Origin of the sequence: Pseudoalteromonas sp. T1lg23B (assembly GCF_002964665.1) — a bacterium.
Lineage (GTDB): Bacteria > Pseudomonadota > Gammaproteobacteria > Enterobacterales > Alteromonadaceae > Pseudoalteromonas.
The window spans coordinates 167221-181444 of the sequence record NZ_PQBZ01000013.1 but is presented as its reverse complement, the minus strand read 5'-3'; the positions used below and the strand labels follow the sequence as shown (position 1 = coordinate 181444).

Here is a 14224-nt window from a genome sequence, read left to right as displayed (position 1 = left end):
ATATTTCCTTAAATCAACTTTCTGATGTTAGGTAGCACCAACTCGCAAACTCTTTCACATATTCAGTGACATATTCATCACGTAATGGGATCGCCAGCACACGAGGTTCACCATCTGGCGCTTGTACATGGATCTCCAATGTGCCATCAAAGCTGCCTGTACTTAGCACATCTGATATCGCTGGAATGGTATTGACGTAATATGTGGGTCCGATACCGTTACCTGGTAATTGTTGTAACAGTTCTTCTAATTGGACATCATCACTTTTCCAACATAGCGCTTCAGTTGCCTCAATCATCTGTGATGCATTTAGGCCATTTCGACTGACTGTAAAAGCCTCTAAGCTGTTCGTTACAGCTTGTAATTGCTCGATAACCTCAGGCTGTGAATCATCACAATTAACGCTGACATTTAGATAAGGGTAACGCCAGATATACTTTACTTGTTTCGCAATTGCCGGAGCGAGTTTTTCAATCAGCACATTGATCTGTGTTTCAGTCACACCCAATAACTTCCACTGGTGTTTACTGTGCTGCGCGATGCGATTGCTTTGTCTGTTTTCAAATGCCTTATTCAGTACCGCACTCATTTCTTTTGGTGGTCCAGGCAGGACTAAGACTTCCGTATTGTGGCGCGTCAATGTGAATCCCTGAGCAATACCCGCAGAGTTGGCAATCGTTGTCGCACCTTGTGGGAAGTACGCTTGAACTTTATCTTTGTCACATACCTCTAGTTTGAAAGAGCTCATGCGATTACAAATGTGCTGCCAGCTTTGCTCGTTAAACTCGACGGGTAAAGACAGCGCACTGGCAACAGCATAACGAGTCACATCATCTGATGTCGGTCCTAAGCCGCCAGAAACAACTAATAGATCCACGGCACCAACATACTTGTTAACCGCCCTATTGATCATGCTTTTTTGATCTGAGCAAACTAGGTGTTCGGCAACGTGATAACCTTTATCTTGTAAAAACTCACTGATTTCTTTGAGGTTAGTATTATGGTACTCACCAGCTAACAATTCATCACCTACCGTGATAATCGCCGCACTCAGTTGCTGCTTGTTATTCTCAATATTATCGATGATCTGAGCAGCAAGTTCAGACGTTGAAGCATCGCCACCAAAGTCATAAGTAAGGTTCTTACTCTTACGAATTGTCTCTTGCACAGCAACACGGATTTTTTCCGCAGCGTCTTCGAAGCCAAGGTAATCTAGCATTAATGCAATACTTAAAAACATTGCGCTAGGGTTTGCTTTATTTTTACCGTACATACTTGGCGCACTACCATGAACCGGCTCAAAATAAGCGGTACCCTCACCATAGTTTGCGCTTGGAGCCAAGCCTAATCCACCCATTACTCCGCCGGCAAGATCAGATAAAATATCCCCAAACATGTTTTCAGCAACTATTACACCAAACTGCTCTGGGCGTGTTGCTAACCAAAGTGCCATCGCATCAACATTTTGGATGTCGTATTCAATCTCTGGATAATTCGCTGCTACCGAGTCTAAAACCTCTTCAGCAAAAGCACCGCTATCACGCATCACATTCGGTTTATCTGCAAACGTGACGCGTTTATGACCATGCTTAACTGCATACTCAAAAGCAAACTTGAACAATCTAGTAAGACCGAATTTCGTTTGTAGCCTAAGCGTGATGGCTGAATTATCAAAACCACTCTTATCAATATTAGGGTGGCTTAACAGACTTTGGATTTGTTCAGGAATACCATGGTAATCAAAACCAGCATACAAGCCTTCGGTATTCTCACGGATCACTGCCATATTAAACGGCTTTCCTTGACCAGAAATATAGTAAGATGGGCGAACATTCGCGAACAGACCTAGTTTCTGACGCAATTGAATGACCGGAGAAACAAACTTATGTCCGGTGCCTTGCAAATGCTCTGGCAACTCTTTCTCTGCTTGCTTTTTACCTTTACTGGTGATCGCCCCCAATAGCACCGCATCGGAGCGCGCTATTTTATCCCATGTATCTTGAGGAACAGTGTCACCTTCTTTTTTCCAACACTCCCAACCTATATCACCATATTCTAACTCTATAGGTAGATTTAACGCTGTTAGTACAGGTAGCGCTGCATCGCACACTTCCCGGCCGATCCCGTCACCAGGTAATATTAAAACTTTTTTAGTTTTCATCTTTTAACCAACTACTAATTTCTGAAATTGTATATTCAATGTTGTCGCACAACACTCTCATCCCAGCGTTGGGGACAACGACTAACGTGTGCAGTGAATTTCCGCTTTGTAGCGCTTGATTATCTCGCGTTGCTAACTGCGAAAGTTCACCCACAACGCACAGTGCATTGCCTTTAAACTTTGCTAAATCTTCACGCGCATCAAGTTGCAACAAAAACTCAAATCCATTTAGCATACGTGTGCAAGCAAGATGCTGATCGTCATCTGGTATTGCATCTATATGCCCCTGACTAGGTATACTTCCCTTTGGCGCAACACTCTTAGCCAAAGCGAATAAGGCGCTTGCCAAATCCCCTTGCCTAAGTGGCACATTGAGATCACTGAGCGCTTGACACAGAGGCGCATCAATAAACCCTGGCCCAGACAAACTCACCACATGTGTAACATGTTCTAGGCGATGCGCCAGTTTGCAGGCGAGCGTTCCACCTAATGCATAACCCATGATGCATTGGATGTTTGGAAACTGCTCACTAATGACTCCCGCAAGAGAGTCAATGATTTCCTCGCTGCTACGTTGCAACGGCAAGTCACCTAGGTAATGAACGCTATCTAACACATAGACACAATAACCCTGTTCTGTAAGCGCAGCTATCAACCCCATACAAAACTCACCGCCGCTCCATGCTGGCGTAACCGGACCCAAAATCAAGATTGGTTCTAGGTTATCATCGCCATATAGCGTGCAGTGCTGAGAGTAAGCGTAGCCGTGACTTCCCATATCATTTACCTCAAGCATTTTCTAGTTTATGACGCTCAGTGAAAGGCACATTAAACAATCCGCATTTAATATCGATTGTGTATTCTTCTTCATCCGACGCAACATAATCAGGGTTACTACGCAGTGCTGATACCGCTTTTAATAACTGTTCAAGAATGTATTTTTTCTTGCCGTTAGAGAGGTTATAAGCAATCCACTTTTCTAACTTTAAGTTGCCAATACCTTTGCCCATACCCAATAAACTGGCGTCGATAAAGGTTGTACCACTCTCAACCGCCGCAATTGAGTTAGACATTGCCAGACCCAAGTTATCATGTGCGTGAAAACCAATCTCTAGATCGGTGTTTTGTTTAAGTACCCCAGCGATTCGTGATACCGCTGATGGGTTTAAATTACCGTTAGAATCAGCAAAATAAATGACATCCGCACAACTTTTATCAACACGCTTAACTAGCTCGGCTAATTGGCTGTCAGCAATACTACTGATGCGCACAAAGTTTATACCTGTGGTCATATTACGTTGCTTGGAAATCGCAGATAACTTTAGTGTTGCATCGATATTCTCTGGTGTCGTACAAAAACGCACCATAGATACCCCCATGTCAGCCATGTCATGCACATCCTGTTCTGTAATATTTTTCGCATGTGCAATAACAACTAACTTCATGTCAGGTACAACTTCACGAATGGCCTGAATATACTGATTTTCACTAAAACCTGTAATTCCCATTCCTTTTATTGGCACCACTGAACCATTACGGTAGCCAATTTCGACATAATCAACGCCAGACTCATACATGCTTTTTACGTGATTTTGCACGAAGTCTAAAGAGAAATTAAAGCGGTTTCTATAACCACCATCTCGCAGCGTTACATCAATTACTTTTACATTATCAAGGTTGCTGTTCATGATATATTCCCTTATTCAAGTTAAATATAACTTTAAATATGTAAAAAACAGTGGCCCTTTATCATTAAGCACACTGACTCTGAATTGATAGAGACTAATTACTACTTACTACGCTAACTCTGTCTTTCAGAAAGTTTAATTTAAACAACCATTAGACTGATGACGTATTTGGCACACAAAAACCTCCCGCAAACGAACCATGTAATGACAATCATCAACAGTTAAGTTCACGGTTTATAACATCTATTAGTTTGATGGCTTCATTTTAGCTATGACTATGCCTAGGCGTTTATACCTAAAATGCATAAATTCATAGCAAGTCTTCTTAGCTAGATGTGAAATCTATCTAGCTACTACATATCTTGATGTGAATGGCTAACACCTTACTTTGCATACCCTTAAAATGTTGGATAACTAAATGGCTTTCCAAAAAAACTTTCACCGTTAACCACAGCGCATGCACGCGCAGTTAAGCAGCTATTGACTGGTCAGTTAGCTTTACTATCAAAATTTAGTTCACAAAGCATGATGATCGTAAGTCGCTTACCATCGCCTATTTAGTAAACTCCATCTCCAACACTCATGGCATAAGGTGCTCAAAGCACTTACTCAAACGACGTGAGTAAACCAAATACATCACTATAAATTATCTAATTACTGATATTGGGCAAAATACTTAAGCTTATAATGCAAGCTATTTTAATCGGTGACTCAGCCTAGCTATTGCCCAAAGTTGCTACATTTAATTCTATTTATTTCAAAAGTTTACCGAATGTTTATCGCCTATTTCTGGGCTGTAACACTATCCACGAATACTTGCAGTGAAATTCGAATAAATGCATTGCTAGACCAAGCCACCTCAGCTTAGTGTTCTAAGCTTTAATGATTCTGCTTATGCAGCAATCTCAAACGTACAATCCATCGCTTCGTCACGAATTGCGATTAACGCTTGATATTCAGGCGAGTTGTACCAGCCTTCCGCTGCTTCTCTGCTTGGAAATTCAAAAACAACCGTTTTATCAAAACCAGCTACGTCACCACATAGAACTGTTGGTGCACCTTTGATTAGCACTTTACCGTCGAACTTTTCTAAAATAGCACCCGTTTGCGCTGAGTACTCTTTTAGCTTTTCCATATCTTTAACTTTTAGCTTAACGATGATTAATGCAGACATAATTTACTCCATATATAAATGTGCTTGTTCAAGCGATCTCACGCATGAGATCACTCAGTGTTGTTTAGTTGTTTGTAATTAACTCAGTGCGTCTCATCAGCTCTGTAAACAAGTGCAAGCGCTGATGTGTTGTCCAGAAATCAAACTCTGTTGACGGTAAGTTATGTAATGCTTTACAGGTATCAAGACGTGAAGCCGCTTCTAGATAACGGTTTTCATCGCTTGTAAATAAAGACAATGCTATAGATGCCCCAAGAGGAGTACCACGAACGCTCTCGTTAGCTAACTCAACTGGGTCTTCACCCTCATCGTAGTAGCACACTGAAACTGTTGGGTAGGGGATCTCTTCACGCAATACTGGCGCTTCTTTTTCAACCGTCATGAAGAACATATCACGGTCATAGAAAACCTGACCTGAGCTTGTCCAGCCCTGTGCGATTTCACGTGCCTGTGGCTCTGAACGGCCAAGATCCGTCGCGTCATCTTGTGGCGCTCCACGCACGAGTTTATCAGCTTCTGCAACCATCGCCGCTTGCAACGCGGACGCCATAGCACGAGGCGCAAAAACTTTCTTAGTAGAGTTACAACGGTTACCCCTGTCGTCTGTGGCACCTCTTACAATGGCTGCCGCAGTCAGTTGCACATCCGCATCATCCCACACGATAGCACCTGAGCGACCCGTCAAGAACGTGATTGACTTATGGTCTACACGGAAACCAAATGGTCCACAAATTGCGTCTACAGTGTGATCTTCACCATAAATTACAGACTGCTGTGTCAGTTTAATGGCCTTTTTAACCAAGTCTTGTTCGGCTTCTGAGTCACGGCTGATATACAGCAACGATGGTGGCGTTAAACCCTCGGCAATAATGGCTTTGGTGAATAAATATGCGCTTAGTGGCTCAATTTTACTAGGTTTCACAATTGCTCGTGAATCTGCAAGCATCGCTTGGGCGATGTTCCAAGGCGCGATAGCAACTTCATCACCGGCCAATACAAACATGGTAGATAGACCGCCACGGAATAGCATGCCTTTGTCGTCTAGTAACACTTCTTTTGGTTCATCTGTACCCTGTACCGGCTTTAGCTTGCCATTGATTTGTACATAGTCTTTTAAGCCAGCGAGCCAAGTGTTGATCACATCAATCGACTTACGCATGTGTTTAATCGGGCTACCACTTAATTCTGCTTGAATCTTTAGATCTTCATCTGTGATCCAATTCGCATCTCTACCAATTTTTGACAGCGCTTCAATCACTTTATTAATAGGCTGCGACTTTTGCACACGAGTTAGCTTTAACGCGAAGCTTAGGTCTTGATCCGTGGTTACAGGGAAGCTAAAACGACCAGCAACTTTGCGCTCTTCAGCTTCTCTTTCATTACCATTGATGATGTTGTTTAGTTGAATTATTTCTTGCATGATAAACTTTATATTCCATTAACAGTATTACTAAATATAGGTGCTACAGCAAAAGCATTCGGTAGCACCTGATAGTTCAAAGCAGTTTATAAACCGCCACCACAACCCTGTTGCAGCCTTTCGATTTCTTTTACGCGTTCAATGTTCTTTAAACGTGGTGAAGTTTTACCGCATTTACACGGCTCATCTACATACACAGCTTCATCACCAACTAAGTAGCGTAAGAAGCGAGAACCATTTCTAAGACCTGTAATTGCAACAAAGCCTTTTTCTCCGCTTTTCACATGCTTACCCGTGTTTTCGTCTAACACTTCGGTAAAAGTTGGTCCAGGCGCTAAATGTAAACCGTCGTTCATTTCACAATCCATCGCATTGGGTAAGCTTTCTGAGAAGCCATACATTTCAAAGAATTGCGTTCTTTCTTGCCCTGCTAGCTCATTCGCTTCCCAAACACGCTGGCGTAGGTTTAAACCTGGTGCTTCACGAGGGGTGCCACTGGTTAGAATGACGCGAATGTTTTTACCAATGATGTTGTCCACATCGATTTCAAGCAGAGAGTCAAGGTTTGTACCTTTGCTTGCCCCTTGCATTCCTTTAGGCAGACCAGGAGGAATAATTAGCGTATTGAATCCACCCAGTTCTTTCGCACCACTGATAGCCAACTGCTCTAATACAGCCTCTGGTGTAGTACGACTAATGTGAACACCTTCAACAGAAACACCTAATGTAGAAAAAATGTCTTCTTGGAATTTAGCGCCAACATGACCACCGTTAAAACAGTTTAGAGCACGTGAAATTTTGTAAAATGGAATATGCGATGCAAGCATTCTCGCACCGGTTGTCACCAAGACTTCCCAGTCATCACGCGTGTAATAAGATACCTTGGGACGTAATCCACTAGAGCCACTCGTTGTGAATTTGCGCCATAGTTTTTTTTGTACTGGCATATTGAAAAAACCAGTTTTCAAACATTCTCTTGTGGCGTCAGGTAACAGCGTACTGTCAGTTAGTGCGCTTACCTCACCGCTTGACATTGGCGGGATAGCTTCAAAAGCGTCTCTATTAGTAATTGTAGATGGGTCAATACCGGCCTGCTCAAAACGCTGGCGATAGAAACTACATACTTCAGGCAAAGTACGCGTGTATTCAAAGCAAAGCTCATAATATTCGTTTGAATAAGGTGCGCAATCAAGCTCTTGATTACTTACATCAAGGGCATGTTCGCCAAACGCAATTACTTTCTCAGGTATATTTACATCACTATGTTTCATATTAAATGAATCCCTCACATAAATTTTGGTGAAACTATGCTTTCACTTAAGGCTCAATACTTTGGCTATTTTGATATTTTTAACGCTTTCGATCACACGACCAATCCTTCGCTCGCTGGGCTGTTGTTTTTCCTTAAACTCACTTGAATCTTTATTTTAACAAATGAAACAAAAACAGTTACACTTTTGTTAAAATATTTTATTCGAGCGACGATCCTACTTTATTTTTTTGTCAAGTCAATGACAACTATATTGTTGTGCTAAATATAGTTGCAGTGCAAACGCCATTGTTGCTTTTGCAATACAACTATACTCATCGCAGAATGACTTTACTTAACAAGTTTCCAAGCTTTACTATTCGCAGGTTTCTCATTTGCGCTATACCAGCGCGCCTGATAGGTTTGCTGCTCATAAACCACTTGGTCGCCGCGTTCATAATCAAGATCACTGCGCCAAGGGCGTGCTATTGGATCGACTTCACGCCATGGATGTCCATTGTCTGGGTTATCACCTTTAGAGAACCACTTCGCACGATAAACGATGCCGTTATAGGTCACCATATCGCCCTCTGTGTATACCTCTTTTGGATCCCATGAAGCGTATCCGTGACATTTAACATCAGATGCACATTCAGCGTCAGCTAAAATAACATCAGATGCTTTTTCACTGATCATGATGATCGCTGCTGTTGGGAAAAACCCAGGTGTCTTCGGAAATGCTGACGCATCCACAACACGTAAGTTAGCAACGCCGCGAACTCTAAAGCGACTATCAAGTACGGCCATAGGATCTCTGTCAGAGCCAATTTTTGCTGTACAAGACGCATGGTGACCCCAAGCCACGTTACGAATGTATTGCTCTAATTGCTCATCGCTATCAACATCAATACCAGGAATTGCTTCACCCGCAAGGTGCTGTTGAGCCGAGCCATCAAGCATGAATTCACGCACATGACGGATACCTTCAACCACCGCTTTTAGATCCGACTCGTCTGCATTGCCTTCTTCAAAATAATGGAAGTTAATTAATGGCGTGTCTGTTGGATCTGCGGAACGAAGTTTAACTCGCCCAGCCGAATTTTCGTTGTGTACTTTCAATACAAGCCAAGTCCAGTGATTAGTAATTGGCTCTAGAGAGTATTGTGGATAGTAACCCTTAAAGGCAATCGGTAAGCCTACTAAGAATATATCAGGCATATTTTTAGCGTGGCTCGACTTCATGATACGACTTGCATACACAGGGTTACTCGCGTAAGGACCAGAGAAATTACGCACCTGACCATCCGTTTGCCACTCACCATTGATATAGCTAGCTAAACACGGATCATCAACTTGGAATGCTTGGCAGCGTTCGAATAGCTTGTTACTGTCTTTTAGATTAAAGATCACAGGCACTTCATAGCGGTCTTGTAGGTTTTCACCCACGCCAGGCAAGTGTTTTACCACTTTAATACCATGCTGCTTAAGCTCTTTTCTAGGACCAATACCTGATAGTTTCAATAACTGTGGTGTATTAAAAGCACCCCCAGCTAAGATAACTTCACGTTTTGCGCGGATCCTAGTTTTTACACCTTTGTCTGCAAACTCACTCAACTTATGGGCTTTATATGATTGGCCGCCTTCTGCCATATACTCAACACCTACCGCCATTTTCTTGTGGGTCACTACTTTAGTGACCAGCGCATTGGTGATAATGAATAAGTTGTCAGGGTACTGCTGTTGTGTCTCGATTAGACGTTCACGAATAGCAACACGCTTCTTGTTAAGTGTGTTCATCGGTGTCTTGAAGTAACCGACCGATCCCGTTGCCACCAGCGGGTGGTTTACATCTAACTCTGTATTACCTTGGTAGTAAGAATCTGATAATGTTGCACCCGCTAGGCCAATATCTTTGAACTCTGGGAAGATTTCATAAGCATCTTGTTCTATTAGGCTGGTTGGGATATAGCCATTGAAGCCATGACCTTCTGCATCAGGTTGACAGTACTGACAATCTTCAATGCGCACAAAGTAGTCACGCATCGCTGCGCTATTCCAAGACTCATCGCCCGTCATTTGTACAATTTCATCAAAGTCACTGTCATGTGGATAACAGAAGATCAGTGCGTTATGTGACGCTGAACCGCCTAAACATGAGCCACGAGGATACAACACCCCTTTGCCTTCAACATATTTGAAGTCTTTGCGCTGCTGCTCTAAGTTTGCAAAGTGATCGGTAAAGAAATCCCAGCTTAATAAGGCATGCTCAGAAGCACCACCAAAGAAGCCCGGCGTTTCATATATAAAGCTCGTAGAGGGGTCCGCTTTGTTTGCACGCTCAGACATAGGGTCTAAGCCAGCTTCCAAAATCGCGACTCTGTAACCTGCACGGGCAAGATTGGCAGCGACTGGGCCACCACCAGGTCCGGCACCTACAATCACGTAATCATATTCATCATCAAAATCTAGATGCTTCTTTTTTGATGAATAGTTGGTATGAGCTAACGCGCTACCACTTGCAGCAGCAACCGCAACGGCACTTCCTTTCAAAAAGGTACGGCGGCTCATATTCCCCGCTTTTGAACGCAATTCTTCCTTATCATTTTTTTTATTATTACTCATGTATCCTCCTTAGTCTTGGCATGAATATACCCCCAATTTCTGAGCGCGTTCCGATCCTAGATCACACCTCGAAATCTACTATCACAGTCTAAAAATCGGACAAAACTATCCCGTCTGTATTTTTATCAAAATGATCTTCTGTTATTTAAAACATCTGTGGCTGAGGCACTCTTAAGAGTGAGCCACCGTTTATTTGATTATTCTTAAATTTAAAAAGTGAAGTGTCAGTTGTATAACATCATCAAGTTTGAAATCTAAAAATAAAAAAATTCATCAACCTATAAAGTCGAAAAAAACTCCAGCTTAGAGTGCGCTCTAACAAGCTAAATCCGACGTATCATCCAGAATATAAAATATCTTTCAAAAAGGCGTACAAGCTCTAACCTCAGCCAAAAATTACTGTGGGAACATGAAACAAACGCAATGTATTCATATAAGCAATAATAAGCCACAAATAATTAATTTATATTACACTGACGGTTATCAAGCATTTTTTTTATAAACTTTCTTAAGTACTGCGCATCCAGCTCTATAGCAATTGTTTGGGCTTCAAGAAAATATCCTCTTGATAGCTCACACTCGTCCTTATAAGAGAACTTACCTAAATAATATAAAGCATGAGCCAGCTCCCAACGGAAATGATAAGAGCGGTATAAAGCAACTGCTTTTTTTAAGGACTGATGCCTTGTCTGCAAACTATACTCAGGGTTAATACCAATAGACATATTTACATCTGCCTGCAACTTACCATTTAGCAAATCATACTTATGTCCATTTGTTTGCTTCTCAAATTCGCCTTTGTTTTTACGGTATAAATACGATATCAAATTCTTATCTAAACTATGCTCACTGGCATCCAACAATAAAAAGTCAGTCGTAAAATAAAACATATCATCAACTGTCGCCAATGCATTAGCTTGTTCACTCCAGCTTTGATACCCATGCCAGTCTCCAAGAGTCGCTGCCAAACTTGCCTGTAAACGGAAGCTCCTAGCCAATAGTTCTACATTCGTTGAACGCTTTACCTGTTCAATGGTGCGTTCAATTTGTTGTGGTGCTAACACCCCACGACGAAATGCTATCTCACTTTGCAAAAAGTATACGTACGCATTCAAATAAGCATCTTTATCCATAGCACTTTGCGATATATGCTCTAGCGTCTGCGTAGCTAATTGCCATTGCCCGCTGGCCAACTGTGCGTTTGCCAGATAGATGTACGTCCAGTAATTGTGCTTATTAATTTCCAAAGCCGCTTTAAAATATTTCTGCGCCAGTAGCGGTCCTGATTGGTAAAACTGCGCCAGCCCCTGAGCAATAGCCAAAGACTCCACAGGCTCACCCTTAACCTGCAATTGACCGACAGGGTCTTCGGATAACATGAGCGTGATAATTTGCCTGCTAATTTTTAGTACTTCAGCTGGCAAAGACGCAAAAGCCATACTCCCTTGCTTCACATCACCATTGGCATACACAATCATAAAGTCTAAAACTTGCTGCCCGTCATAAAGACGAACACTTCCCAGCAAAGCCGCGGCAATCCCTTGTTCCTCTAAAATAGCTTTGATCTGTATCCTGCTCGCAGGCCAACTCAAACCTTTTTCGACTAAAAGTAACCTTCCTGACGCAGGAGAAGTTACTTGAATCCGACTATCACCCTGTAACGTAACGGCCAGCATGTCTGCTAAACCTAACTCCAACCAACTCATGCTCGGATCGTTTGTCGCATTGTTCAAAGGGAGTATCATTAATGAGTTCTTTGTTATTTTTTGCTTTTCAAGCGAGACACCTGAATCAGCGTTGGATAACAAATATCCCCCCAGAACCACCACAAATAGCACCCCCAATAACACCATCCAGAAGCGCTTAGCCAACTGGGATTGATGTCTTGGTTGAACAGCAACCTCTGCCGCCTCGGTTGTAATGGCTGATGTTTCACAGACCCATCTATAACCAAGTTGAGTGAAGGTTTTTATATACTCTGGTGACTGTGCATTGTCGTTTAGCACACTCCTTAGCTCTCTGACACTTTGGGTCAGGGAGTTTTCTCGAAGCACATTCTGCGCCCAAATAGCATCTAATAGCTCTTCTTTACTTACCACACGCTCTCTGTTTTCAATCAAGTAGCAGAGTAACTTAGCAACCTTATTTCTAAGTGGTATGCAACGAGGGCCATCACTATCAACCGAGTTTTTTAAACATAATAATTTTTGAGCTGTATCAAATTCATAGTCAGCGAATTGATATCCAGGCATTTTTAGCTGCTCTCTCCATCAACACTTGGCTGTTGCGTGGAAAACATAACATCTGACGAGCGCTTTAATACCAAACTATAGCCAAGGTAATAAATCACAAACCCACTGAGCATTCCTGGCATCGCCTCGTATATTGCAGTATGAAACCCTGCCATACGCCAAGCGATTGAAACCCCAAGACCACCAAAAACCATACATAAAGACAGCCATTGAGGTGACTTTTTACCTAGCGCTTGTAAAATTGCCAAAGGTCCGATCGCGCTTGATAGTCCAGACCAAGCCAAAATAACTAACGTAAAGACACTTTCATCCGCAAACACGCTGATTAGCAACGCGAGTGTCGTCATCGCAAAAGTAAAATGAATGCGGTTAAAGCGCCCTTTCCCTAGTTTTAAATCTTCTGTTAGTACTGCCGAGCAGCTTAAAATCTGTGAATCGGTAGTAGACATAATCGCTGCAAAAATACCCGCCATCATAATCCCTACACCCACGCTCGATAACAACATTGTTGTTAACATTGGCAATGCCAATTCCGCGTCAAAGTTCATAACATCGGTAATATAAATACGTGTAGCAAAACCAACTGCCATTACCAATGAAAGAAATACCGCACTCCAAGTAAAGTAATATACACCTGAGCGTGCAATACTGGCATTTTTATCCAACGCCATAAAACGCACCATTACGTGAGGTTGACCTATCACACCAATGCCACTAAACATCCAGCCTGAAATAAACAAAAATAATGCTGTAAATGAACCAAAACGCTCTAGTCCGAGATCCAGATACGAGGGAGATACCTCTGCCAAACGCGCGATAAAATCGCCAACCCCACCCAGATTGTAAACGGCCACTGCCAAAAGCATAAACATGGCCACCATCATCACGCCCGATTGAATGACGTCGGTCACTATCGACGCCTTTAATCCACCGTACAAACAATAGGAGAGGATCAATATTCCCCCCAAGATCGTACCGACATGTTGATGCCAACCGAATAAAACATGCAGTGCTTTACCACCCGCACTAAACTGCGCTGCCGCATAAGTGATCAGAAAAACTAAGGAAATTAATCCTATTGAGACTCTCAACGTATTATTTTTCTGTCCATTCCAGTTGCTAACCAATTCAGCAAAAGTCAAAGAACCTGTGCGTATGGTTTGCTGTCGAACTTTTTCATGGACAAAGAAATATGCCAACATATCCCCGAATAGAAAACCACACATCAACCAAATAGCTGAAAGACCAAAGGTATATATGTAGCCCATCATAGCAATAAACATATAACCACTATATTTTGTAGCCGCCGCAGAAAGCGCTGCGGCCAAAGGAGATACGTCATTCCCAGCTAATAAATAATCTTCATCACCCTGATTCCTGTTTTTCCTAGATGCCCATGCCCCTGAAAAAGTGAATAATATTAATAAAATAGTAAATATGACAATTTCCATGTCTAAGTTCTTTTATTTGAAATAAGCTGTTAAATTCTAATGTGAGGGCTACCTATGCTGGCTAGCGGGTAAAAACTAAACGATTGTGCAACGATAAGTCAACAAAAATTTACTTTTTCATTCCAATTCAAAATTGAGTTGTATTCCCTATCCCTGAGAGCAATACATGCTAACCCCCTATCAAATCTTAAGTTGCGAGGCATTTCA

Annotated in this window: 9 protein-coding genes; all 9 read right to left on the bottom strand. The window is 42.2% G+C overall.

Annotated elements, in window-relative coordinates:
• Nucleotides 1-13 precede the first annotated feature (13 nt).
• Nucleotides 14-2161: an isocitrate/isopropylmalate dehydrogenase family protein gene (locus tag C2M32_RS04430; RefSeq protein ID WP_105167296.1), complete on the bottom strand. Its 2148-nt coding sequence runs from the start codon at nt 2159-2161 to the stop codon at nt 14-16.
• Entirely contained in the window at nt 2151-2957 is an 807-nt protein-coding gene (locus C2M32_RS04425) for an alpha/beta hydrolase (protein WP_105167295.1), read from the bottom strand. Before C2M32_RS04425 ends, C2M32_RS04430 begins: the two co-directional genes overlap by 11 nt.
• A complete protein-coding gene (locus C2M32_RS04420; protein WP_105167294.1) occupies nt 2950-3849 on the bottom strand; it encodes a 3-hydroxy-3-methylglutaryl-CoA lyase in 900 nt (299 codons plus the stop codon). The genes C2M32_RS04425 and C2M32_RS04420 overlap by 8 nt, the downstream gene beginning before the upstream one ends.
• 892 nt (nt 3850-4741) lie before the next feature.
• On the bottom strand, nt 4742-5023 hold the full coding sequence (locus C2M32_RS04415) for a DUF1330 domain-containing protein (RefSeq protein WP_199886112.1): 282 nt from the start codon (nt 5021-5023) through the stop codon (nt 4742-4744).
• 64 nt (nt 5024-5087) lie between these two features.
• Nucleotides 5088-6443, bottom strand: a complete 1356-nt coding sequence (locus C2M32_RS04410) for an aldehyde dehydrogenase family protein (protein ID WP_105167293.1) — start codon at nt 6441-6443, stop codon at nt 5088-5090.
• Nucleotides 6444-6529: 86 nt separating this feature from the next.
• Nucleotides 6530-7714: a phenylacetate--CoA ligase family protein gene (locus tag C2M32_RS04405; RefSeq protein WP_105167292.1), complete on the bottom strand. Its 1185-nt coding sequence runs from the start codon at nt 7712-7714 to the stop codon at nt 6530-6532.
• 329 nt (nt 7715-8043) lie between these two features.
• A complete protein-coding gene (locus tag C2M32_RS04400; RefSeq protein ID WP_105167291.1) occupies nt 8044-10314 on the bottom strand; it encodes a GMC oxidoreductase in 2271 nt (756 codons plus the stop codon).
• A 458-nt stretch (nt 10315-10772) separates the two neighbouring features.
• On the bottom strand, nt 10773-12566 hold the full coding sequence (locus tag C2M32_RS04395; RefSeq protein WP_105167290.1) for a winged helix-turn-helix domain-containing protein: 1794 nt from the start codon (nt 12564-12566) through the stop codon (nt 10773-10775).
• Nucleotides 12567-12568: 2 nt separating this feature from the next.
• A complete protein-coding gene (locus tag C2M32_RS04390) occupies nt 12569-14017 on the bottom strand; it encodes a sodium/proline symporter (protein WP_105167289.1) in 1449 nt (482 codons plus the stop codon).
• Nucleotides 14018-14224 lie beyond the last annotated feature (207 nt).